The 24039-nt window shown below is 50.9% G+C and carries 27 protein-coding genes; 4 read left to right on the forward strand and 23 right to left on the reverse strand.

All coding sequences use genetic code 11. The features are described from left to right. Nucleotides 1-6 precede the first annotated feature (6 nt). The 10 genes from B0X71_RS11530 to B0X71_RS11575 all read right to left on the reverse strand — a co-directional run bounded on the left by B0X71_RS11530 (nucleotide 7) and on the right by B0X71_RS11575 (nucleotide 10012). A complete protein-coding gene (locus B0X71_RS11530) occupies nucleotides 7-1218 on the reverse strand; it encodes a hypothetical protein (protein WP_077589548.1) in 1212 nt (403 codons plus the stop codon). Further along, nucleotides 1208-1741, reverse strand: a complete 534-nt coding sequence (sigX, locus tag B0X71_RS11535) for an RNA polymerase sigma factor SigX (RefSeq protein WP_077589549.1) — start codon at nucleotides 1739-1741, stop codon at nucleotides 1208-1210. The genes B0X71_RS11530 and sigX overlap by 11 nt, the downstream gene beginning before the upstream one ends. Nucleotides 1742-1787: 46 nt before the next feature. Then, nucleotides 1788-3569, reverse strand: a complete 1782-nt coding sequence (locus B0X71_RS11540; protein WP_077589550.1) for an ATP-binding protein — start codon at nucleotides 3567-3569, stop codon at nucleotides 1788-1790. Beyond that, complete coding sequence (locus B0X71_RS11545) at nucleotides 3562-4278, reverse strand: response regulator transcription factor (protein ID WP_077589551.1); 717 nt, start codon at nucleotides 4276-4278, stop codon at nucleotides 3562-3564. The genes B0X71_RS11540 and B0X71_RS11545 overlap by 8 nt, the downstream gene beginning before the upstream one ends. 98 nt (nucleotides 4279-4376) lie before the next feature. After that, nucleotides 4377-5561: a c-type cytochrome biogenesis protein CcsB gene (gene ccsB, locus B0X71_RS11550; protein ID WP_077589552.1), complete on the reverse strand. Its 1185-nt coding sequence runs from the start codon at nucleotides 5559-5561 to the stop codon at nucleotides 4377-4379. Next, on the reverse strand, nucleotides 5548-7218 hold the full coding sequence (locus B0X71_RS11555; RefSeq protein WP_077589553.1) for a cytochrome c biogenesis protein ResB: 1671 nt from the start codon (nucleotides 7216-7218) through the stop codon (nucleotides 5548-5550). The genes ccsB and B0X71_RS11555 overlap by 14 nt, the downstream gene beginning before the upstream one ends. Nucleotides 7219-7231: 13 nt before the next feature. Then, nucleotides 7232-7765 (reverse strand): thiol-disulfide oxidoreductase ResA, encoded by a 534-nt coding sequence (gene resA, locus B0X71_RS11560; protein ID WP_077589554.1) that lies wholly within the window; start codon nucleotides 7763-7765, stop codon nucleotides 7232-7234. A 93-nt stretch (nucleotides 7766-7858) separates the two neighbouring features. Next, on the reverse strand, nucleotides 7859-8590 hold the full coding sequence (locus B0X71_RS11565; RefSeq protein ID WP_077589555.1) for a pseudouridine synthase: 732 nt from the start codon (nucleotides 8588-8590) through the stop codon (nucleotides 7859-7861). Nucleotides 8591-8679: 89 nt separating this feature from the next. Continuing rightward, nucleotides 8680-9264: an SMC-Scp complex subunit ScpB gene (gene scpB / locus B0X71_RS11570; RefSeq protein WP_077589556.1), complete on the reverse strand. Its 585-nt coding sequence runs from the start codon at nucleotides 9262-9264 to the stop codon at nucleotides 8680-8682. Beyond that, nucleotides 9242-10012 (reverse strand): segregation/condensation protein A, encoded by a 771-nt coding sequence (locus B0X71_RS11575; RefSeq protein ID WP_077589557.1) that lies wholly within the window; start codon nucleotides 10010-10012, stop codon nucleotides 9242-9244. The genes scpB and B0X71_RS11575 overlap by 23 nt, the downstream gene beginning before the upstream one ends. Nucleotides 10013-10071: 59 nt before the next feature. On the opposite strand from B0X71_RS11575, the gene B0X71_RS11580 reads away from it, so the two are divergent. After that, nucleotides 10072-10572, forward strand: a complete 501-nt coding sequence (locus B0X71_RS11580; RefSeq protein WP_077589558.1) for a DUF309 domain-containing protein — start codon at nucleotides 10072-10074, stop codon at nucleotides 10570-10572. Here the strand turns inward: B0X71_RS11580 and B0X71_RS11585 are convergent. From B0X71_RS11585 to B0X71_RS11610, 6 genes are all read right to left on the reverse strand, one after another. Further along, nucleotides 10569-10928 (reverse strand): GNAT family N-acetyltransferase, encoded by a 360-nt coding sequence (locus B0X71_RS11585; protein WP_077589559.1) that lies wholly within the window; start codon nucleotides 10926-10928, stop codon nucleotides 10569-10571. The two genes, B0X71_RS11580 and B0X71_RS11585, sit on opposite strands and share 4 nt — an antisense overlap. A 227-nt stretch (nucleotides 10929-11155) precedes the next feature. Further along, nucleotides 11156-12460 carry a pyrimidine-nucleoside phosphorylase gene (locus B0X71_RS11590; RefSeq protein ID WP_077589560.1) on the reverse strand — a complete coding sequence of 435 codons (1305 nt, stop codon included), beginning with the start codon at nucleotides 12458-12460 and terminating at the stop codon, nucleotides 11156-11158. Nucleotides 12461-12477: 17 nt separating this feature from the next. Next, entirely contained in the window at nucleotides 12478-13662 is a 1185-nt protein-coding gene (deoB, locus tag B0X71_RS11595; RefSeq protein ID WP_077589561.1) for a phosphopentomutase, read from the reverse strand. 62 nt (nucleotides 13663-13724) lie between these two features. Beyond that, nucleotides 13725-14627, reverse strand: coding sequence for a site-specific tyrosine recombinase XerD (xerD, locus tag B0X71_RS11600; RefSeq protein WP_077589562.1), 903 nt, complete (start codon nucleotides 14625-14627; stop codon nucleotides 13725-13727). A gap of 158 nt (nucleotides 14628-14785) precedes the next feature. After that, complete coding sequence (gene fur / locus B0X71_RS11605; protein ID WP_077589563.1) at nucleotides 14786-15271, reverse strand: ferric iron uptake transcriptional regulator; 486 nt, start codon at nucleotides 15269-15271, stop codon at nucleotides 14786-14788. Between the two features lie 102 nt (nucleotides 15272-15373). Then, nucleotides 15374-15925 (reverse strand): NUDIX hydrolase, encoded by a 552-nt coding sequence (locus B0X71_RS11610; RefSeq protein ID WP_077589564.1) that lies wholly within the window; start codon nucleotides 15923-15925, stop codon nucleotides 15374-15376. A gap of 82 nt (nucleotides 15926-16007) precedes the next feature. Here B0X71_RS11610 and B0X71_RS11615 point away from each other — a divergent pair, with 82 nt between their 5' ends. Further along, complete coding sequence (locus B0X71_RS11615; protein WP_077589565.1) at nucleotides 16008-16910, forward strand: aldo/keto reductase; 903 nt, start codon at nucleotides 16008-16010, stop codon at nucleotides 16908-16910. A gap of 62 nt (nucleotides 16911-16972) precedes the next feature. On the opposite strand, the gene B0X71_RS11620 is transcribed toward B0X71_RS11615, so the two are convergent. Then, entirely contained in the window at nucleotides 16973-17182 is a 210-nt protein-coding gene (locus B0X71_RS11620) for a YqkE family protein (RefSeq protein WP_077589566.1), read from the reverse strand. A 12-nt stretch (nucleotides 17183-17194) separates the two neighbouring features. Continuing rightward, nucleotides 17195-18379, reverse strand: a complete 1185-nt coding sequence (locus B0X71_RS11625) for an acetyl-CoA C-acetyltransferase (RefSeq protein WP_077589567.1) — start codon at nucleotides 18377-18379, stop codon at nucleotides 17195-17197. Nucleotides 18380-18455: 76 nt separating this feature from the next. On the opposite strand from B0X71_RS11625, the gene B0X71_RS11630 reads away from it, so the two are divergent. Next, the gene (locus B0X71_RS11630) at nucleotides 18456-19364 is read left to right on the forward strand and encodes a hydroxymethylglutaryl-CoA lyase (RefSeq protein WP_077589568.1); all 909 of its coding nucleotides are present in this window, start codon (nucleotides 18456-18458) and stop codon (nucleotides 19362-19364) included. Next, entirely contained in the window at nucleotides 19365-20306 is a 942-nt protein-coding gene (locus B0X71_RS11635; protein ID WP_077589569.1) for an alpha/beta hydrolase, read from the forward strand. A gap of 9 nt (nucleotides 20307-20315) precedes the next feature. Here B0X71_RS11635 and B0X71_RS11640 read toward each other — a convergent pair whose 3' ends face one another. The 5 genes from B0X71_RS11640 to yneA all read right to left on the reverse strand — a co-directional run bounded on the left by B0X71_RS11640 (nucleotide 20316) and on the right by yneA (nucleotide 24037). Continuing rightward, nucleotides 20316-20555: a YneF family protein gene (locus B0X71_RS11640; RefSeq protein ID WP_077589570.1), complete on the reverse strand. Its 240-nt coding sequence runs from the start codon at nucleotides 20553-20555 to the stop codon at nucleotides 20316-20318. Between the two features lie 135 nt (nucleotides 20556-20690). Then, complete coding sequence (gene tkt, locus B0X71_RS11645; protein ID WP_077589571.1) at nucleotides 20691-22691, reverse strand: transketolase; 2001 nt, start codon at nucleotides 22689-22691, stop codon at nucleotides 20691-20693. Nucleotides 22692-22778: 87 nt separating this feature from the next. After that, nucleotides 22779-23012: a DUF896 domain-containing protein gene (locus tag B0X71_RS11650; protein ID WP_077589572.1), complete on the reverse strand. Its 234-nt coding sequence runs from the start codon at nucleotides 23010-23012 to the stop codon at nucleotides 22779-22781. Nucleotides 23013-23069: 57 nt separating this feature from the next. Beyond that, a complete protein-coding gene (locus B0X71_RS11655; protein ID WP_077589573.1) occupies nucleotides 23070-23726 on the reverse strand; it encodes a YneB family resolvase-like protein in 657 nt (218 codons plus the stop codon). Continuing rightward, entirely contained in the window at nucleotides 23723-24037 is a 315-nt protein-coding gene (gene yneA / locus B0X71_RS11660; RefSeq protein WP_077589574.1) for a cell division suppressor protein YneA, read from the reverse strand. The genes B0X71_RS11655 and yneA overlap by 4 nt, the downstream gene beginning before the upstream one ends. Nucleotides 24038-24039 lie beyond the last annotated feature (2 nt).

Here is a 24039-nt window from a genome sequence, read left to right on the forward strand (position 1 = left end):
CTTTCATCATGGAATCCATAGCACTTTGTTCGGTGCAACCGGTGGTTCAAGCGGCAGTGAGAGATCATAATTCATCCAAGTGTCCTGCAACACATTCACCACCCTGACTTCATTGCCGAATGAGCCGGCTGTCAGTGCAAGGCTTTCAAAAAGTCTGGCGATTTCCGTCTCATCGAGAAGAGAAAGATCCAGCGGCTCAGCAAATGTGACAATCACTGTTCCCGCCTGTTCCTCTACTGCGTATGCAATGTCCTCCGGAATCGGAGATGCCAGCAGATCGCTCGGTGCTTCCTGAAGTGCGGTGAGCGCTTCAACAGCAGAACTATAGCCGGAGCCGTAATCCGGCGCCAAGTACATTTCCCCGTTTGCTGCCGTGAAGACAAAATAAGCTGCGCCTTCAACCCCGCCGGTTATCGGCTCCACAGGTCCGATCGGGTCAATTTCCGCCTGCTCACCTGTTTCTGTTATCACTTCAATCTGCTCGGCCTCCCGGAAGGTTTCCTGCAGACTCGCCATATAGACGGAAGCAGTGGCTGATGAAAGCCCGAACTCGTGATCAGCCGGCAGCTCATGCACGACTGTTCCGTCTTCTGATGCAATCGTGCCGGGATACGGATGATAATCATCGAATCCCAGCGCTTCTTCATCCACTTCAGCTGCAAAGGCATTATACAAGGCAGCAATTTCCGGCTCCGTGCCGTCGAGCAGCTCGGACGGAACAAGCACTGAAACCGGAACAACAAATGCTTCGGTTGTCAGTCCGAGTGACAGTAGTTCATAACCTTCCAAGTCTCCAGGATAGACGGCTGTGCGAACGTCCTCTGCCAATGGAGCCATTTCCGCACTTTCTGCCATTCCTTCTCCTTCAGCTGTCGCCGCTTCTTCAACTGCTTCCTCTTCCATTACAGCCTCTTCCTCAACGGCCGCTTCTTCACCGCCGTTATCGAGGGCAGCCTCTTCTTCCACAAGTTCCGCTTCTTCCATTCCGGCCGTTTCAAAATTGGTTTCCCGGCCGAGGAAAGAAGCCAACAGGATGCCCAAGGTCAGGAATGCCGCTGCCGCAACGACAGCGGGCATCCAATGCGTCTGCCTTTTTGGCGGTTTTGTTTCTCTTTGAAGCCGCCTTTGAACTTCTTCTTTCGGCCGGTGGTCTTCAATTTTCGGAAATTCCCGGAGCAGCTGTTCAATGCGATCGTCATCCCATTCATTATGTGCCATCCGAGCCACCCCTTTCGCCCGCGTTCATTTTTTCACGCAGCACTTTAATTCCCCGATGCTGGACGGTTTTCACTTTCCCTTCTGTCCAGCCGAGCGCTTCCGCGGTTTCCGCAATGGACAAATCCTGAAAAAAACGCAGGAGGATGACCATTTTCTGATCGCCTGTGCATTGATCCAGCATTTCATATAAATACTGTTTATCTTCGTTCAGTTCCGTCACTTCTTCCGGCATTCGTTCCGCAGAGACGAGTTGCTGTGTCTCCCAGTCAAAAAAATCCTGGGCGTGGCGTTTGCGCACTGCCATCTTTCTGAAATGGTCGATCGCGACATTTTTGGCAATCGAAAAAAGCCAGGTCTTCTCCGAGCTTTTGCCTTCAAAGCGGTCATAAGCCCTGAACACCCGTATATACACTTCATGCATCAAATCTTCTGCAATGTGCCGGTTTTTCACGAGATAAACAAGAAATTGAAACACGTCTTGATGATACTCATCATACAGCCGGTGAAAAACGGAGTCATTCATGCACTCCCTCCGTTCAGTGGATTAGTCGTACAGCCAGCCGCTTTAGTTACAGCTTTTTAAGCGGCAGTATAAAAGAAAATACGGTTCCTTCTCCAAGCGCACTTTCTGCAAAGATTTTCCCATCATGCGCAATAATAATGTTACGGGCAATCGCCAAGCCAAGACCGGTTCCGCCTTTTCCGCGGGTCCTCGCTTTATCGGCCTTATAAAACCGTTCGAAAACATATTCCAGATCCTCAACTGTTATGCCAATGCCGTTATCAGCAACCGCCACTTTCGCAAAGCCCTGTTCCTTCGTGACGCTTATTGTCACGTCTCCCCCCTGCGGCGTATGCCGAATAGCATTATCAATCAAGTTGGTCATCACTTGCTCGATGCGGTCTTCATCCATCTCGGCAATCACTTGATCACTGAGCGGCGAATTGAATGATAGTCTGACTTCCTGCTCGCGGGCCGCTTGGGCGAATTTCATCGTCATTCGCTCGATCGCCGGTTTCACCGCCACCGGGTTGCGGTACAGCCGCATATGGCCGGACTCCAGACGGGCCAGGTCCAACAGATCCGAAACGAGCCGGCCCATGCGGTGTGATTCTTCGTAAATGATTTTCGTCACTTCCCGCCGTTCTTCTTCCGTCTCGACAATATCATCCATAATTGCCTCCGAGTAGCCCTGCAGCATCTGAACCGGCGTTCTTAATTCATGCGAGACATTGGCGATGAAATCCGAACGGAGCTTTTCCAGCCGATGCTGTTCTGTCATATTACGGAGAACCGCCACAGCGCCCCGGACCGACTCTCCGCTGTAGAGCGGACTGATTGTGATGGCATAATAGATGCCTTCCATTTCCAGCTCTTCATCCAATTCTTCTTCCTGCTCCAGTACATAATCGAGCATGTGGAGCATTTCAGATGGCATCAGGAATTCCTCGTCTGCCCCGCGGCTGTAAAACCATTCCCGGATCAGCTGGTCTGCCGGCGGATTGCTGACAAGGATGGTGCGGTCCTGATTGAACGTGATTACCGCATCCGTCATGGAAGTCAGGATACTCGACAATTGTTCTTTTTCCTGGCTGATCACTTCCAAGTGATGCTTCAGCTGTCTGCCCATCTGATTGAACGCTACAGCAAGCTGTCCGATTTCATCATTCGATGTCGCCCGCACTTTCGTTTCGAAATTACCTTTTGCGAGTTCCATCGCACCTTCCCGGATCTTCCGGAGCGGTGATGTGATTCGGGTGGACAGGAAAAATGCGAAAATCGTCGTCAGAATGAAGGCGATGAATGCAGATAAAAAGACGGTATTCGTCGTTTCTCTTGTCGTCTGCTGCATCACATCCAGCGACTGATAGATGAAAACCGTCCCGTGAACGGCTTCTTCCGCTTCCAGCGGACTGGCAAGCACAATGAATGATTCCAGCATGTTCTCATCCTGAAGCGATGGCAGAATCAGTTCTTTTACGACGGTCTGGTCAGTCTCGAACACTTCCTGAAATGCCGGTTCTTCCAATATCAGCTCACGTGTCCGCTCACTGTTCAGTCCTTCATGAATGTAGTATGTCACTTCATCCGGCTGCTGCGCAACCACCACATTGGTATCTTCATCCAGAATACTCGGAATCACTTCAAATGCCATCGATTCCCCTTCATGTTCCCGGAACAGTTGGGCGATGGTTTCCGCCTCCTGTGTGAGTGATTCCCGAATCTGCTCACTATGATAATTCTCCAGGAATTCAAGCTGCAAAACAGTTGCAATGAACAGAACAAACGAAACGAGAAGCAATATGGTTAACCACAGCTTCCCGACTACGCTATTCCATATTCTATTCATTGACGACCTCAAATTTATAGCCGACGCCCCAGACGGTCACAATCATCTTGGCGGCTGATTCAGAAACCCGGTTCAGTTTCTCCCGCAATCGCTTCACGTGCGTATCCACTGTCCGCAGATCCCCAAAAAAATCATAATGCCAGACTTCTTTGAGCAAATGCTCCCGATCAAACACTTTGTCCGGTGATTTCGCAAGAAAATACAGCAATTCGTATTCTTTCGGCGTCAAGTTCACTTCTTTGCCGTCTGCTGTCACGCGGTGTGCATCGTGATCGATGGTGAGGTGCGGAAACACGACCAGCTCTTTTGAAACCGCCGTTCCTGCTACAGGCACGGAGCCTGCTGAGCGGCGCAGAAGCGCTTTGACCCGGAGCACGACTTCCCGCGGGCTGAACGGTTTGACAATATAGTCATCCGCGCCGGTCTCAAATCCCTGCACGCGGTTCGCTTCTTCCCCTTTTGCCGTCAGCATGATGATCGGCGTCGTTTTCTTTTCACGCAATTCCTCCGTCACTTCAATTCCGTCTTTCTCCGGCATCATAAGATCCAGCAGGATGCAGTGGTAGTCTTTTGCAAGCGCCATCTCCAAGGCTTCAGCTCCGTCTCCGGCTTCTTCGACTGTATAGCCTTCCCGTTCCAAGTAAATTTTCAGCAGACGACGAATTCGTTCTTCATCATCCACAACCAGTATCGTAATTTCTTCAGACATGATTTCCCCTCCAACTTTCAGCTCATACCTGTATTTTACATGAACCAAGATAAAAATAAATGAAAAGCCTTTTCCCGGAAAGGAAAAGGCTTCAAGGATTAAGCATAGGAATGGAGGCCGGCAATGATCAGGTTCACGGCAACCAGGTTGAACATGATGATCGCAAAACCGATAACGGCAAGCCAGGCTGATTTTTCACCCTGCCAGCCTTTGCCAAGCCGCAGGTGCAGGTAAGCAGCATAGAACAGCCATGTGATGAGTGCCCATACTTCTTTCGGATCCCATCCCCAGAACCGGCCCCAGGCTTCCTGCGCCCAGATCATCGCGAAAATCAGCGCGCCGAGTGAGAACACCGGAAAACCGATGATCACGGAACGGTACCCTACTTCGTCCATGAGCTGGGAGTTGGTGTTCCGTACCAGCGGCTGCACCATTTCAGCAATGCGGCGTCTGGCGATCAGCCGGACGAACCAGTACAGCAGGGTGCCGATCAGCAAGGACCAAACAACAGTTGTCAGTTTCGCGCCATTGATAATTGCAGGCACTTCAACGAACGGTTCCAGCACACCTTGTGTCACGGCCACTGATTCGTTCATGCCGAACAAGGCCGGCATTTCATAAACAACGGAATCTTCCGCGCCTTCTTTGTTCACATAATTGAATTCCGCTTCATACCCGGTCAGGTTAAAGTAAGAGCTGACCGCTACGAAACCAAGAACCAGGAACAGCGTATACATGAGAACTTCCAGCCAAAGCCGCTGCTTCGACTTTTTCTTCATGTCGATGTTCTTCAGCAAATAGATCAATCCCGCTCCCGCTGAAATCGCAAGGATTCCTTCCGCGATGACCACTGTAGAGACATGGATCGGAAGCCAGTAGCTCTGGAGCGCCGGGATGAGCGGGCTGATGTCCCGCGGGAACATGCTGGCATACGCAATGATCAACAATGCAACAGGCAATACGATCATGCCGAGTGCAGCCGTGCGGTAAAGGAAATAGATCAGGATGAACCCGCCGACCAGCATCATGCCGAACGCCGCTGTAAATTCAAACATATTACTGAGCGGAATGTGCCCGGAGGCCATCCATCTTGTGAAGAAAAACCCTAAATTCGCAAGAAAACCGAGAACAGTGACCGTGATGGCCACTTTCCCCCATCGGTTCTCAGACGTGTATTCCCCTTGCTTATTCCCCCGGACGGCACCGCCGAACAGCAGGGTGCCGATCAAATAGGCAAAAAAAGCCGCAAGCAGCAGATTGCTGCTCAAATCAACTAACGTCATACTGTTTCTCACCTTCCTTTTTCGCCGGACTGCCGGCTTCCTGCTGATCTGTGTATCCCGGAAGAGAGGCAGTCTCTGTCATCTGATCCAGCTCTTTTTTAAGCGCGAACCAGTTTTTGTTGGTATGGGCCGCTACGAGGAGCGTACCGTCCGGCTTTTCCTGAATCCAGATGCGCCGGTGATTAAAGTACATACCCTGGGTTACACCGATCATGAAAATGATTCCGCCAAGTATGAGAATCGGCAGCGTTTCATCTTTCCGGACAGTCAGCCCGGAAACATTTCGTGTATCGGCACTTTGGAATGTGAGCTTGTATTCATTGTCGCCGAATGGCTCGATCGTCTCCCGGATCACAATAAAGCTCGTTTCCCCTTCAGGGGTTTCCGGCGTTGTCATCCGGACCAGAAAGCCCGGATTGTTCGGAATCGGAGTCGCTGTCTCCGGTGCACCGTTTTCGGCGAATCCGGAGAAATCAGGATAATAACCGAGCAATTCGACTGTTGATCCATCTTCCAGCTCATACACACGCTGAGGATTGTCCAGATCAACCGTCAGTTCTCCCCGTGATTCCTCTGTTTCTTTATTGGTCAGCGCAAATGTCATCGATTTCAGCTCATTCAGCCGGAAGTCCATCTGATAGACAGCATATCCATCGAATTTGAGCGGCTCATTGACCTGAATGGGATATTCCTTGACCTCCTCCAGGTTTTCCGTTGAACCAGGCGGACTGCCTTCCGGCACTTTGTAAAGGATTGAATTCGTCTGATAGTTTTTCACGACTGTCCCGACTTCATTTAATGCATCCTCGAAAACCTGTTCATCGCCTTCTCCTGAATAAGTCTCAACCTTGAAACTTTCACTGGCCAGATAATAGCCATCTGCCCCAGGGATCGCCCGCGTTTCCCCTTCCCGGATCCACATCTGTTCATCAACATAGAAACCTGGAAGCATACGGAACATCACCCCGATCAGGAAGATGATAAGGCCGATATGATTCACATAAGGACCCCACCGGGAAAAACGGCCTTTTTCCGCCAGCAATCCGTTTTTATCGGTTCTGACGTTGTAGCGCATATCTTTCAGTTTCTTTTCCGCCTGTCGGAGCGCGTCGGGGCTTCCTGATGTACCAGCACCAAAAAGACGCTGCCGCTTCATGAAACTTTCATGCCGGAGCACACGCTGCTTTTTCAGCGATTTATACAGCGGAACCCCGCGGTCGAGGCTGGCGATGATCAGCGAGATGCCGAGCATGCCGATAAGTGCCTGAAACCAATAAGAGCTGTACAGGTCATGAAATCCAAGAAAATGATAAATGCTGCCAAAAGTTCCATAGACATCCGCATAGTACTCCCGCACTGCATCTGCTCCCTGGCTGTATGCCGGAGTGAACAGCTGCTGGGGCAGAATGGTGCCGATCGATGCCGCCACCAGGATAGCGATGATGATTCCAATCCCGACTTTGACGCTCGAGAAAAAATTCCAGATTTTATCAACCACTGATTTATTGTACGTCTGGGACCGGCGCGCCGTTCCTTCATACCGCATATCAGCCAGTTTCTGGTGTTTTTCTTTTTCTGTCAGCGGTCTGCCGCAGGATGCACACAGATTCGTTCCAGGCGGATTTTGGTGTCCGCACTGACACTTGATCTTTTCCATCCGAAAAATCTCCTTATTCAGGTTTAATGCTTTCCATGAAACCTGCAATCTCTTCCTCGGTCATTTCTCTCGTAATGATATCTGTAACAATCCCTTCAGAATTGATCAGAACCGTCGTCGGAAGCGGCACTACACTGTAAGCTTCCATGACGCTTTTCGACTCATCTATTGCAACCGGAAATGTCATTCCATAGCGGTCTGCGTACGACTGCACTTCAAATTCCGACTGGTCGATGTTCACAGCAAGCACATTGACTCCCTGGTCTTTAAATACTTCATACTGGCTGTTGATCGCCGGCATTTCCCGCGCGCACGGTTTGCACCACGTTCCCCAGAAATTCAGGAACACGCCTTCTCCGCGGTACTCAGACAGCCGGTGTTCGTTGCCATCAAGATCTGTCAGTGCAAATTCAGGTGCTTTATCACCCACTCGCAGCACGTTCTTTTCAGCAGTGGCACTGCTGAAAATTGTATAGCCAATCGCAGAAACCATGATAAGCAACAGCACCGTCCGGATAAGCGTCCGTTTCTTCTTTTTATCCGACATTCCGCTACCTCCTATGCGTTCTTGTTTCGCATCAACTCATTATAGCAAAGTTTACACGGCTTCAATTGCGGACATTTGAAGGGTTTGTGAACGTCAATGCTGCTTTCCGGTCTCCGCCATGACCCGGAGTTTCTTCACCTCGTGGGCTGTCAGTTCCCGCGCATCTCCCGCATTCAGTCCATGGAGAGTCAAAAACGCAAACTGCTCTCTGCGCAATTTCTGTACCGGATGTCCGATGGCTTCAAACATCCGCCGGACTTGCCGGTTCCGTCCTTCATGGATCGTGATCTGGATGATGGATTTGTTTTGTTTCGGATCTGCTGATTGCATTTTCACGCGGGCAGGCGCTGTCATTCCGTCTTCCAGCTTGATGCCGCGTTCGAGTTTTTTAAGCTTATCGCGGTCCGGAACCCCTTTTACCCGGGCGATGTAAGTCTTATCGATTTGGAACTTCGGATGCGTCATCAGATTGGCGAATTCCCCGTCGTTCGTTAAAATCAGCAAACCTGAAGTATCGTAATCCAGCCGGCCGACCGGATAGATCCGTTCTTCGATTTCCGGAAAGAAATCCGTAACCACTTTCCGGTTTTTATCGTCGCTGACCGCTGACAGCACACCTCTCGGTTTATAAAACAAGAAGTACACTTTCTGTTCCTTCTCAAGCGCGATCCCTTCAACTTCAACTGTATCTGAATTGGACACTTTCGTCCCCAGCTCTTTGACCACTTTCCCGTTCACCCGGACTTTGCCGTCCAATATCATCTGTTCCGCTTTTCTTCTTGATGCCACTCCTGCGTGGGCCACCACTTTTTGCAGACGTTCCATCCGACCACCTCATTTTCCATTATTTTTTCTTGCTGTATCGGCGAATTCAGTCACTCGCCACCAGCCACTTCAAGTCTAAGCTGTTGCTGTCAGACGCCGCTCTGCGCGTTCTCCCTGAACCCGGTGCTGAATAACGCGGAATCAGCATCCGCATCTTCTTCGTGCTCTTCCGGCAGCGGCGGCAATTCCTTTAAATCCTTCAAACCGAAGTAATTCAGAAACTCTTTTGTCGTCCCGTACAGAATTGCCCGGCCGGCACCCTCCGCCCGGCCGACTTCATGAACAAGCCCTTTTGCGCTGAGCGTGCTGAGCGGTTTTTCACTTTTCACACCGCGCAAGTCTTCAATTTCCACACGGGTTACCGGTTGTTTATAAGCGATGATTGCCAGCACTTCCAGTGATGCTTGCGACAAAGACTGCACTGTCGGATTTTCCACGAGCTTCCGGATAACATCCGCGACGTCCTCTTTTGTCACAAGCTGAAAAACTCCGGCCATTTCTTTCAGGCGGATTCCCCGGCCGGTGCTGCGGTATGCGTTTTCCAACTCACTTAGAGCCCGAATCACTTCCCCGGGCTCCGACGATGTCAGAAACGCCAGCTGCTTTGCAGTCAATCCGTCGTCACCTGCCGCAAAAAGCAGCGCTTCCGCTTTAGCCGATAAGTTCACCGTCATCTTCCCACTCTTCCTTTCTCAGCAGCACTGTCAGGTCCATAAAATTCCGTTCCTGCTCGACTGCGATCACTTGCCGCTTCATCAGCTCCAGGAGCGACAGAAACGACACGACCAGCACCGTCCGGTCACCTTGCGGAAACAAATCGGAAAACGCACAGGCACCGCTGTGACGTTTAAGTGCTGCCATCATTGAATTCATCTGCTCCTTGACTGAAACTTCCTGCCTTGCAATCCGGGTGGAGAGCGGTGTCTTCAGCTGTTTCCGCCGAAGCATTTTCTGGAACGCACCGAGCATATCATAGACATTTGCCTCCAATTCCGCCTCGGGCGTCACTTCGGGCACGCCGAATGCCGACAGGTTCATCGGCGCTTTCGTGAAGATTGCGGCCCGGTCCGTCTCAAGTTCACGCAACGGGACAGTCGCTTCCTTATACTTCCGGTATTCCAGCAGCCGGGCAACAAGCTCTTCACGGGGATCATGTTCGTTGACATACTCATCTTCGTCTTCGAATTCCGCCTGCACCGGCAGCAGCATTTTACTTTTGATTGCGAGTAAGGTCGCGGCCATTACAAGGTATTCACTTGCTTCGTTCAGTTCCAGGACTTGCATCGCCCGGACGTGCTCCATATACTGACCGGTGATCTGTGCGACCGGTATATCGTAAATATCGATTTCCAAACGGTGAATTAAATGCAATAATAAATCCAGAGGTCCTTCAAATGCTTCAATTTTCACTTCATAGGACATTGCCTATACCACCTGACTGTCAAGATATACACACCTAGTATAGTAGAAAGGGGATTAAAATGCACCCGCTCCGACATCCGCTGTTCATTCGTTTCCTTGTGCACTTCAACTTTGAGCAAGACTATTTCGAATGCCATGAGGTAGGCGAGGAATACTGGAAGATGACAGCCCCAAAAAATAAGACACATCCGCTTACCGGCTGGATTCAGCTGGCAGTCGGTATGTATCACTGGAGACGCAGCAATTATCCCGGTGCTCTGCGCTCATTTATCAGAGCGAAAGATAAATTATCCGGAAGTGACGAGTGGACGGAAGGCATTGATCGTGAAAGGCTGATCCGCCTTACTGCCGCCGCCATTGATGCTGTCACCGCCCGGGAACCTTTTGCCGCTTTTGAAATTCCGATCACCGGCCGGCAACTTCAGGAAACCCTGCATCATCAGCTCAAGCAGACTCCACCGGTTCATGAGGATCCTTATTTTCTCATGCACAAACACCGGCTCCGGGACCGAACATCGATTATACAGCTGCGTGAACAGAAAAAAAGGCGGAACCTTTAGAGTCCGCCTTTTTTTATCGGGCATTTTCGGATAAATGCTTCTGTCTCTTCTGTTGCATGCATTTCTTTATCCCGCATGATCTCCTGAAGTTTCGCAATCATCTCATGGCCGATCCCTTCTCCGCGATGAGAAGGATTGACAGATACGTGATGAATGACAAAACCGCGTTCTTCCAGCTCCACGCCGACAAGGCCGACATAATCATCGTCTTCCTTCCAGAGAAACAGCTGCCAGTCCGGATTTTCTTCATACTTGTGCATGGTCTGCTGGAGCTTTTTCAAATCCCGTTCTTTTGGCATGAACGACATGAGCCCCATCGCTATTTTTTCCAACGATTTCTTGTATCGATACAGCATAGTGGAATCCCTCTTTTTTAACTTGAGAAAATTTGTATTATCTTACTATAAACCGCAATAATATTCAGCAAATACGTTCAGCCGCCTGTTGGAATATTATCCGCGAATAGTACCCAATACAATATACCCCAAATAACAGCCATCGTCAAAATGAACACAAAAAGAGCAATATTGGATCGCTTCATGCGCTTGTCTCTCCCACCTGTTTCATATACCGCCTGTTTGAATCAGGCAGTCACAATTTCAAGAATCAGTTCCGGTGCCGGGACATTTTCGTCGGAAATGATGATGTTTTCCTCCAGCGTTTTCATCGCTTCCTGTACATCTTCCGTATTGGCAAAGATCGTTGCGAGTGATTCCCCTGCTTCCACCCGGTCCCCGACCTTCTTCCGGAGCATAAGGCCGACAGCCAGGTCGATCTCTGATTCCTTTGTTGCCCGGCCCGCACCAAGGAGCATAGCTGCAGTACCGACTTCATCTGCGATAATATCCGCAACCCAGCCGCTCTGTTTCGCCTGCACTTCGAATGTATAGTCAGCCTGAGGCAGTAGAGCCGGATCATCTGCAATCCTCGGATCGCCGCCTTGACGTTCCACGAATTGGCGGAACACTTCAAGAGCACGGCCGCTTGCGATGGCTTCTTCCAGCATACCTCTCGCTTCATCAAGCGTTTCCGCCTTGCCGCCAAGCACGACCATCTGACTGCCCAGAACGAGACACAGCTCGGTCAGATCACGAGGGCCGGTTCCTTTCAGCGTATCGATCGCTTCCTGCACCTCCAGTGCATTGCCGATCGCAAAACCAAGCGGCTGGCTCATGTCTGATATGATCGCCATTGTCTGACGGCCGGTACCGTTCCCGATTCCAACCATCGCGCGTGCCAGTCGCTCTGCATCTTCCGGCGTTTTCATGAATGCACCGTCTCCTGTTTTCACATCCAGCACAATGGCATCTGCACCAGCTGCAATTTTCTTACTCATAATAGAGCTTGCGATGAGCGGGATGCTGTTGACGGTCGCCGTCACATCCCGAAGTGCATACAATTTCTTATCTGCCGGCGTCAGGTTGCCGCTTTGTCCGACCAGAGCCAATTTCAGCTCGTTTACTTGTGCCGCAAATTGTTCGGGTGTCAATTCAACGTGGAAGCCGCTGATCGCTTCTAATTTATCAATCGTGCCACCTGTATGACCAAGGCCGCGTCCGCTCATTTTGGCAACCGGGACACCGCATGCCGCTACAAGCGGACCGAGCACCAATGTAGTTGTATCGCCGACACCCCCAGTGGAGTGTTTATCGACTTTGATGCCTTCGATCGCCGACAGGTCAATCTGATCACCGGATTCAACCATCGCCATCGTCAGCTCCGCCCGTTCCGCATCAGTCATGTCCTCGAAAAAGACCGCCATCAGAAATGCACTCATCTGGTAATCCGGAATATCGCCTTTCGTATATCCTTCAATCACAAACCGGATTTCACTTGGCGTCAATTCTACGCCATCCCGTTTTTTCTCAATCAAATCTACCATTCTCATATTCAGCTACCGCCTTTTCAACGAAGTTTTTCCATAAAGCTTGTTCCAAATTCAGGGGGAGCCACTGAAAAATTATCAGCGATGGTTGCTCCGATGTCCGCAAATGTCCGTCGAAGCCCTAAATCTCCGCCTGAAGTAAAGCGCGGCGAATAGGCAAGAAGGGGCACATATTCGCGTGTATGGTCTGTACCTTCAAAAGTCGGGTCATTTCCATGATCCGCTGTGATGATAAGGAGGTCTTCTTCTCCCAGCTGTTCCGTTACTTCCGGCAGCCGCCGGTCGAAAGCTTCAAGCGCTTCGGCATATCCCCGGGCATCTCTTCTGTGTCCATATACCGCATCGAAATCAACAAGGTTAAGGAAACTGAGGCCTGAAAAATCCTGGCCGACCGTTTTCACCAGTTTGTCCACACCGTCCATGTTATCTGTCGTGCGGGTTGCATCCGTCACACCTGCTCCGTTGTAAATATCATTGATCTTACCGAGCGCAATGACATCAAAGCCCCCATCCTGCAATTCATTCATGACCGTGCGGCTGAATGGAGCCAATGCGTAATCATGCCGGTTCGATGTCCGCTTGAATGCTCCCGGCTCTCCGATGAACGGGCGGGCAATCACCCGGCCGACAAGGTATTCCGGTTCAAGTGTCAGCTCACGCGCAATTTCACAGATACGGTACAATTCATCGAGCGGTATAATTTCTTCATGCGCAGCAATCTGCAGCACCGGATCCGCGGAAGTATAAACGATAAGCGCACCGGTCTTCAAATGCTCTTCACCGAGTTCATCGATGATGGCAGTGCCGCTTGCCGGTTTATTGCCGATGACTTTCCGGCCGGTCCGCTCTTCGAGTTTCTGAATCAGGTCTTGCGGGAACCCTTCCGGATATACTTTGAATGGCGTATCGATGTTAAGCCCCATGATCTCCCAATGGCCGGTCATCGTATCTTTGCCGACAGACGCTTCCTGCATTTTGCCAAAATGGGCTGTGGGCTGATCCGCAGGTGTCACACCCTGTACCGGCACGATATTCGCCAGGCCCATCCGTTCCAGATTCGGCAGTGCGAGGCCGCCCGCTGCTTCTGCTGTATGGCCCAGCGTATTTGCTCCAATGTCACCGAATGCCTCGGCATCCGGCGCTTCGCCGATACCGACCGAATCGAGCACTACGAGGTGAATCCGTTCGAAAGGTTTTCTTGTCATTCTTAATTCCTCCTTTTTGCCTAAACTAAGTCTATCACAATCTCCCGCAAGAAGTCAGACCTCTATGCCCGCGGATGAAATTGGGCATACACATCTTTCAATCTTGTCTTGGAAACATGCGTATAGATCTGTGTTGTTGAAATGTCTGCATGCCCCAGCATTTCCTGAACCGAACGCAGATCAGCCCCGTTCTCAATCAGATGCGTTGCAAACGAGTGCCGGAGCGTATGCGGTGTCAGTTCTTTTTGGATACCCGCTTTTTGCGCATAATGCTTCAGGAGCTTCCAGAATCCCTGTCTTGTAAGCCGGCTGCCGCGCTGATTGACAAATAAGGCATCCGTCCGGCTGCCTGGTTTCAGCAGCTTGAACCGTCCATCTTCCATATAATCCTGACAGGCCCGCAACGCCGCCTGTCCAAGCGGAATAATCCGTTCCTTTCCGCCTTTTCCTGTGCACTTAACAAATCCCATTGTCAAATGCACATCCCCTGCATCCAGCCCGATGCATTCACTGACCCGCATGCCACTTGCATACAGCAATTCAAGCATCGCCAGATCCCGGCTGCCGTTCGGTTTTGCTGTATCCGGGACTTCGAGAAGCGCATTCACTTCTTCGACAGACAGTACATTCGGCAATTTCTTTTCCATCTGCGGCATCTCCAAGTGGACAGTCGGATCATGATCCGCCACCCGTTCCCGGACCAGAAATTGATGGAATGAACGAATCGATGAAATGTGCCGAGCGATCGTGCGGGTCGTTTTGGAAGATTCCCGCAAATGCTTCAAGTAATTGAGAATATGTACCCGTTCCACGCGGCCGATCGACTCCAGCTGTTCCACTTCCTTCAAGTAAACAAGGTAGCTTTTTAAATCCCGCTCATAGGAAGTGAGTGTGTTATCCGCCAGCTGACGCTCCACGCGGAGAAAATGCAAATAATCCGCCAGCGCATCCCATGCCTGTTTCATAACCGGTTTCCTCCCCACAATTTAAATTAATGACCGCCGCATAACCATTTTTGGCTCTAATTCTGTTTATGTACACCGTTCAAAGTCTCTCCTTTGCAAATCAGCAATGCCTGCTTCTATCCGCATTCCAGCCTATTAAAAAAAGATAGCTCATATTGTCAGCTATCTTTTGAATTCCCTTTATGATCGATCGATTCTTCTGCCCGGTTATCCGAACAGCGCCAGCAAATCCCGTGAAACGTCAGCCGATGATCCTTGACCAGAAAGTTCCAGCGCTTTTCAACGACTGTTTCCACCTCTTCCAGTAAATCTTCCTGGATTTCATCCACAGCGCCGCATTCCATGCAGACGAGATGGTGGTGGAAATGAGCCGCGCCTTCTTTCCGAAGGTCATAACGTGAAACGCCATCACCGAAATTTATTTTGTCGACCACTTTCAATTCAGTTAGTAATTCAAGTGTCCGGTAAACAGTCGCCAATCCAATTTCCGGCGCCTTGTCTTTCACAAGAAGATAAACATCTTCCGCACTGAGATGATCCTGTTCGTGTTCAAGCAGGACCCGCACAGTCGCTTCCCGCTGAGGAGTCAGTTTATAACTCGACGCATGAAGCTGCTTTTTTATCCGGTCAATTCTGCCTTCCATAAGACGCCCTCCCTCAACCTGCCTTTATTATAACAAAAGGCATCCGAATTATTCAAGAGTGAGAACGATTATTGATTAAATCATTATCAATTAATAATTATTCTAATTATCAGTTGCAATCTCCTGTTTAGCCCATAATACGGCAAACGCTGTTTTTGCATCGTATATTCGGCCATCCTGCATCATCTGTTCCGCTTCTTCCATCGTTACTTCCAGCAATTCAACAAACTCATCTTCATCCGGCGCAGCGCCCTGCTCTGTTTTCTTCAGTTCTTCTGCGGCATACAAATGAATCACTTCATCCGCAAAACCGGGTGATGTTGAAAACGACTGGATATGGCGGAAAGATCCTGCCGTGTATCCCGTTTCCTCTTCGAGCTCCCGCTTGGCGGATGCGGCTGGTTCTTCTCCTTTTTCCAATTTCCCCGCCGGAATCTCAACAATCGATCGCTCCAGTGCTTTGCGGTATTGTTCAACCATGACGAGTTTATTGTCCGGCGTGATGGCGATAACCGCAACAGCTCCCGGATGCTCCACAAGTTCCCGCTTTGACTGCTTGCCATTTGGCAGTGTGACGTCATCCACTTTCAGATTTATAATCTTTCCCTCATAGATCCGCTCTGAATGAACGGTCTTTTCTTCAAACTTCTTCATGGGTGTCTCCCCTTTTCGGTTGAGATTATATTCGCGAAAAGTATACCATATTCTTAACGAGAAGCTGGGAGGCGAAATAGTTATGAAAGTTCAACCATTAGGCAAGAGTGAACTGGAAGTGAGCGAAATTGCATTCGGCTGCATGTCATTGCCGGAAAACAGCCAAGAAGCCGAGGTCATCATCGATGAAGCGGTATCACTCGGCATTAATTATTTTGATACGGCAGATTTATATGGACACGGGAAAAATGAAGAACTGGTCGGCCGGGCTCTGAAAAAACACCGGGACCGGATTGTGCTTGCCACCAAAGTCGGCAATGAATGGAGTCCGGAAACCGGGGATGTCAGCTGGAATCCCACGAAATCCTACATAACGGGTCAGGTCAAGGAAAGCCTGCGGCGGCTCGGCACCGATACCATCGATTTATACCAGCTGCACGGCGGCATGATTGAAGATAATGCAGAAGAGACCGTAGAAGCTTTTGAACAATTAAAGCGGGAAGGCCTGATCCGGGCATACGGCATTTCATCCATCCGCCCGAATGTCATCCGCCGGTTCCTTGACATGAGTGCCATCGATTCGAACATGATGCAGTACAGCCTGCTCGACCGGCGCCCGGAAGAGCTGCTGGATGAAATCCATGCAGCCGGCGTTTCAGTTGTCACCCGGGGCACGTTGGCAAAGGGGTTGCTGACAGGGGAAGCCCTTGAACGTGCAGCTCTGCAGGACGGCTACCTGTCCTACAGCAAAGATGAACTATTTGGGACGTTGAAGGAATTGTTGTCAGTGCACAGCAACCTCCACGCGCTTGCGCTGCACAGTGTACTGTCCCACGACGCAGTCACAAGTGTCGTCGCCGGTGCGAGCTCGCGCCAGCAGCTTCGCGACACCATCCAAGCATACAAAACACCCGTCAGCGCCGAGCAGATCACGGAAGCCAAATCACTGACGAAAGCAGACCGGTATGATAAGCACCGGGACTAGTCCTGAATCCCGTAAAAAAACCGGCACGCAGCCTCATAGGCTGTGTGCCGGTTTTGCATTCATCAGAACTTGCTGCCCTGGTCACCGTAGCGGTCGAGCAATTCTTCGAACGACAGGTTCTTTTCACGCTGCTTGCGCTCGAATTGCCGTTTCGCTTCCGCTTCTTCCACACGCTGCCGTTCTTCCTGCTGAAGCTCTTTTTTGGTGTTCTGCAGTTTTGCGAGAACGTCCTCTGAAAAGACGCCGTTTGTTTCTTCCCGTTTTTTTGCCATTTCCATATCTCCTTACGGGCGTTTTACAACGGTTGCCACGCCTTGGCCACCGCCGATACATAATGTGGCAAGGCCGATTTTCGCATCCCGTTTCCGCATTTCGTGCAGAAGTGTCACGAAAATGCGCGCTCCGCTTGCACCGATCGGGTGACCAAGCGCAATGGCGCCGCCGTTGACATTCATAATATCATGATTCATCTTTAGTTCGCGATCAACTGCAATCGACTGGGCCGCGAATGCTTCATTCGCTTCAATGAGGTCGATATCTTTCAATTCGAGGTCTGCTTTCTTCAGCGCTTTGCGCACCGCTTCAACCGGGCCGATTCCCATGACAGCCGGGTCCACGCCTGCACTGCCGTTGGCAATGACTGTTGCAAGCGGTGTCAGTCCCAGTTCTTCCGCTTTCGCTTTTGACATAACGACAACTGCTGCCGCACCGTCATTGATGCCGGACGCGTTGCCCGCTGTGACACTGCCCTCTTTTTTGAACGCCGGCCGCAATTTGCCGAGCGATTCGGCAGTAGTGCCGCGCCGCGGATATTCATCGGTATCGAATACGACAGGATCTCCTTTACGCTGCGGAATTTCCACCGGCACGATTTCATCCTTGAATTTGCCGGCATCAATGGCTGCCGCCGCCCGTTCCTGGGAACGCGCTGCGAATGCGTCCTGTTCTTCACGCGAGATACCATAGCGGTCGTTCAGATTCTCAGCTGTCACACCCATGTGGTAATCGTTGAAAGCACAAGTCAGCCCTTCCGACAGCATCGTGTCGACAACTTCCTGATTACCCATCCGGAATCCTTCCCGGGCTTTTGGCAGGATATACGGCGCCTGGCTCATATTTTCCATGCCGCCTGCCACAATCACATCCGCATCCCCTGCGATGATTGCCTGCGTCGCCAAGTGTACGGCTTTCAAGCCGGATCCGCATACTTTATTGATCGTCATCGCCGAAACCGTCTCCGGCAGCCCTGCTTTCAACGCCGCCTGCCTCGCCGGATTTTGTCCGAGCCCCGCCTGCAGCACGTTGCCCATAATGACCTCATCCACCTGATCCGCCGCAATGCCGGCCCGCTCGATGGCTGCCTTGATGGCCACAGCGCCCAGTTCAGAAGCCGATACATCTTTCAGCGCGCCAAGGAATGAACCCGTCGCCGTTCTGACAGCGCTTACAATAACCACTTCATTTGACATGATATTTCCCCCTCATTCCATAATTCAGTTGCTCATCCGATCCCTCCATCGCTAAAATAGAAGCAGGAGGGATGATATGTTCAGTTTACCAAACAAGGCAACAATTATCGAGGTCGGACCGCGGGACGGGCTTCAGAATGAGTCACGCACAGTACCGACTGAAGCGAAACTGGCATTCATTGCAGCGCTTCAGGCTGCGGGAATCCAGGAAATGGAGTTGGCCTCATTCGTTTCACCGAAATGGGTTCCCCAAATGGGCGATGCCCGGGATATCCTTGCCCAGGCGCCGAAATCCGGCCGGCAGATCGTCTTAACGCCGAATGCGAAAGGCATTGACCGGGCACTCGCCGCAGGAGCAGAAGCCATCGCGGTGTTCGTCGGTGTCAGCGACTCATTCAATAAAAAAAACATCAACAAAACAACGGATGAAAGCATGACGGCCCTGGAGCCGCTGATCCGGAACCTGAAAGATGAAGGCATTTTTGTCCGTGCCTGCATCTCGACCGCCTTTTACTGTCCGTACGAAGGGGCGATTGATCCGCAGGCGACACTCTCTCTTTGTAAGCGCTTCATTAAACTAGGAGTGGATGAATTGAGCGTCGCCGATACGATCGGCATGGCCAATCCGAAAGAAAGCTACAGTCTGTTCAAGCTGTTGCGGGATGAATTCCCGGGTACGCTGGTCGCCGCGCATTTCCATGACACACGAAGAATGGCCATCGCCAATATTGTGGCTGCTCTTCAGGCCGGCATCGACCGGTTTGATACATCCGCCGGCGGTCTTGGCGGCTGTCCGTTCGCACCGGGTGCCACCGGAAATGTCGCGACTGAAGATGTTGTTCACATGCTGCACCGGATGGGGATCGATACCGGTATTGACGAAGAAAAATTAGCTGAGGCCGTTCAAGTCATCGAACCGCATGTATCCAAATCCATTTTGACCGGCATGTACACACTGTATAAGAACAGATCCGAGGCGACTTGAATGAAACGATCACTTCTCTGGGCAGCCGGCTCCGTACCTGCCATTTTGAGTGCGGCAGCTGTTGCGCTCGGCTTCTCGGTGTCCAACCGGGTGATGTATATCCGAAAAAAAGACGAAGAGTTGATTTTGCAGCGGGAAATCGGTGCGAAGCGGCTCGATGAAGCCTGGTATGGAGCCGTTCGAAAAAGCGAGCAATGGGTGGAATCCGCGAACGGCTACCGGCTCAAGGCGGTCTTCCTTGAACCGCATGACACCGACCACTATGTCATCATCTCGCATGGCGTCACTGAAAATAAAGTGAATTCCTTCAAATTCGCCCGCATGTTCGAACGGCTTGGCTTCAACTCTGTCGTTTATGATCAGCGGCGTCACGGGGAGTCCGGCGGGCGGACAACCAGCCTTGGCCATTATGAGAAATTTGATCTTGAAGCCGTCGTGCATGCGCTGAGAATGCATGCAGGGGATCATGTCCGGTTTGGCATACACGGGGAATCGATGGGCGCCGCTACCCTTCTCCTCTATGCCGGAAGTGTGGAAGATGCGGCGGATTTTTACATCGCGGACTGTGCTTTTTCAGACGTGTCCGAGCAGCTGCTGCATGTGATCCGCACGACAACCCCACTCCGTTCACGGCTCTCCGTCCGGCTCGGCAGCCTGTTCCTGAAATTCCGGGACGGCTATACGCTGGAGACCATTTCACCGCGGGAAGCGGTCCGGGCGATCGAAAAGCCGGTCTTATTCATCCATACTGCCAAAGATACATTTGTGCCGCCTTGGATGTCCGAAGAACTGTACCGGCTGAAATCCGGCGATAAGGAACTGAAAATCTTTGAGTCGGGCAAGCACGCCCAGGCCTTCAACAGCAATCCGGCGGCATACGAGGAAACTGTAGCGAAGTTCCTCGAGAAATATCAATTGAAAACACAAAAAGCACTCCAGTGACGGAGTGCTTTATTTTTTGGTCGGTTTTTTATTTGTAGAAGCTCTATTCATTTGCGTCATCATTTGATTGATCTTCTTCTGCGATGGTTTCTGTCCCATCTGCATCATCATGATCCGAAGCATATCTTCATTGATCGGCGGATTTTCTTCAAGATATTTCATCATATACCGGCGGGCAATAAAGAACCCGAGCGCAACGCCGCCTATAAGCGCGAGTACGATCAGCAGAATCCAAACCCATGTATCCAACTAAGCAACCTCCCTACTGTGCAAAACTCGTTTGTAGCACCAAGAGAGATTATACACTAAATCCTTATGGCGTGCCAGATGTTGAAACGAATAAAAAAACCGGAAGCTCATGTAAGCTTCCGGTCTGCCGATCGATTACTCGGCCAAGAGATTTTTCACTTTCCGGACGATGTTCGCTTTCGTAAATCCGAGTTCCTGCTGAATGATTCCACCCGGTGCACTTGCACCGTAACGATCGATCATCAGCACGTCGCCTTCATCGCCGATATACTTGTGCCAGCCAAGAGAGATTCCCATTTCGACTGCAAGCCGCTTCTTGATGCTTTTTGGAATTACAGATTCTTTATAGTCAGCATCCTGCTGTTCGAACCGGTCCCACGATGGCATGGACACGACGGAAACTGCAATGCCCTCTTCCTGAAGCTGCTGCTGCGCTTCCACAGCCAGACTGACTTCCGATCCGGTTGCCAGGATCAGCGCTTCCGGCTCATCAACGCCGGAAACGACATAGGCGCCTCTGTTTACACCTTCAGCACTGCGTTCACCTGTCTTTTCGAGGACAGGAAGATCCTGCCGGGAAAGGACAAGCATCGTTGGATGGCTTTTCGCATTGATCGCCACATCCCACGCCGCTTTTGTTTCATTGGCATCCGCCGGACGGATCAGTGATAGATTCGGGATGGCGCGAAGCGCGGCCAGGTGTTCCACCGGCTCATGAGTCGGGCCGTCTTCCCCGACAGCCACGCTGTCATGAGTGAATACATACGTGACAGGCAGTCCCATCAATGCTGACAGCCGGATTGCCGGACGGGCATAATCACTGAACACAAAGAATGTGCCGCCGAATACGTGCAGTCCGCCGTGCAGCGCCATTCCGTTTAAGGCTGCCGCCATGGCGAATTCACGCACACCGAACCAGATGTTGCGTCCTTCCGGTGTATCCGGCAGGAAGTCACCCGCCCCTTTAATCGTCGTCTTGTTGGAACCGGCCAAGTCAGCACTGCCTCCGAAGAATGAAGGCACAGTTTTTGCGATGGCATTGATCATGTCACCGGATGACGCACGCGTCGCTTGCTTCTTCCCCGCTTCATAAGTCGGGAATTCAGCAGCGTAATTTTCCGGAAGATCGCCATTGATCGCCGCTTTCAGCTGATTGCCGAGTTCCGGATACTCCCGCTCATAATTGGCAAGCAGTTCATTCCATGCCGCTTCAGCCTGACCGCCAAGCTTCTCAGTCGCCTCATTGAATGTGCTGTACACTTCATCGGGCACATAGAAATCTTCTTCGAATGTCCAATTGTAATACTCTTTTGCCAGCTTCATCTCATCTTCGCCAAGCGGCGCCCCGTGGACATCCGATTTGCCTGATTTATTCGGCGCCCCGTAACCGATGACGGTTTTCACTTCAATCAGCGTCGGCTTATCTTCAGACATTTTCGCATTGGCGATCGCATCATTCAGCGCTTCAAGGTCATTACCGTCATCGACGCGAAGGTAATTCCAGCCGTATGACTCGAACCGCTTTTTCACGTTTTCAGAGAAACTCATCTCAAGGTCGCCGTCGAGTGAAATGTCATTGCTGTCATACAGCACGACAAGCTTATTAAGCTGCAGGTGACCTGCGAGTGAAATGGCTTCAGAAGCGACGCCTTCCATCAAATCCCCATCGCCGCAAAGCGCGTATGTACGGTGGTCAACAACATCGTATCCTTCTTTATTGTACGTTGCTGCCAGATGCCGTTCAGCCATCGCCATTCCGACGGCCATGCCGATTCCCTGACCGAGCGGTCCTGTCGTCGCTTCCACGCCGACTGTATGACCATATTCCGGGTGGCCCGGTGTTTTCGAATCCCACTGGCGGAAATTCTTGATTTCATCAAGCGGTAGTCCGTATCCGGACAGGTGGAGCAGGCTATATAGCAGCATGGACCCGTGGCCGGCTGACAGCACAAAGCGGTCGCGGTTGAACCACTGCGGGTTCGACGGATTGTGGTGCATATGTTTTGTCCATAGTGAATAAGCCATCGGTGCGGCACCCATCGGCAAGCCGGGATGACCGGAATTCGCTTTTTCTATTGCATCAATGGAAAGTGTGCGGATCGTAGTGACCGCTAACTGATCTCTCTCGTTTGACATTGTAACAATCCTCTCTGTATCAAAGTTTCCTTCACTCTCTAGTTTAGTCAAGAATCGCATTAAATACAAAGAAAAAAAGAATAAGCATCAGTTAAGATACTTATTCTCGCGCATATTTCTTACTTTATCGGGAGTTACATCATTACCGTTCGGGTCAATAACTTTCACATTTTCAATGGTATTTCGCATGGTTGAACGGAACACCTTCAGATATTCTGCGCGAAGGCTGGACTGTTCTTTCGCTTCTTCCTGCGACAGACCGACGGATTTGGACTTTCTGGACAGCTCACTGATGCGGTTTAATTTTTCTTTTGAAAGCATGTCTTTCCACCTTCCTTCTGCACTTCATACAATACAGAAAAAAGGCAGGATCTGCAATTATTCCGCCTGCCGTCCTTCTTCATATTCCTTGTACCGCCGGTGTACTGTCGCTTTGCTCGCCTGATAGCCAAATCCGCGGAGCGTCACGGCAATCTCATGATACGTAAGGCCCCGTTCTTTGAGCTGGACGATCTGATCAATCGGCAGATCAAGGCGCTCCCGCCCTTCAGGATTACCTTTCCCCCGTAAATTCCGTTCCGGTTTATACCCATTTTCCACCGCCCGCTTCATCCCGCGTTTGATCTTGGCATTGTGGATTTTCCGCTGATACTCTTCAACGATCGCCAGAATTTCCAGCACCATATCGTCCATATCATTCAATGCGATCAGTCCTTGGTCTGACAGCGTAAATACGTCGATTCCCTGCTTTTTCATGACATGAAGCAATGCAATGCGCGCATGCCCCCGTCCGAGCCGTGTTTCATCCTGGATAAACAAAGCATCGACAGGTGTGCTTTTCAAGTAGTTAAGCATTTCCAGCAGACCATCCCGGTCCATTTCATAGCCGCTGTGCCGGTCGGTGAAAATTTCCTCAATCCGGTATCCTTCTGCTGAAGCGAATGCTGTCAATTCTTCCTGCTGCCGCTCCAGGGAAGTTTCCTGTGAATCTTTTTCAGTGCTGACCCGACAGTAGATGACAGATGTTTTTTTCATTTGGCTTCACCTGCAAATTGCGTAGCATCCGGCGTAAATTCAAGCTGCTCCTGGGGGACAAGGAGCGTATCTCCCGCTTTAATCTGCGCCGTCCGCAAATTATTCATCTTCATGATTTCACTGATCCATTGTTCCTGGGGTTGGTCGCCACCAAGCTCTTCAGCCAGCGACCATAACGAATCCCCTTTCTCAATTTGGACATGGCTCACTTTCACTTCGCCGGCTTCCCCCGCAAAAATTGCGAACAAGCTCAACAGCAGGATGAATAGAAGAAAGATAACTACGTATGTATTGCGTTGAATGATCGTCATAA

It is taken from the genome of Planococcus lenghuensis (assembly GCF_001999905.1).
GTDB lineage: Bacteria > Bacillota > Bacilli > Bacillales_A > Planococcaceae > Indiicoccus > Indiicoccus lenghuensis.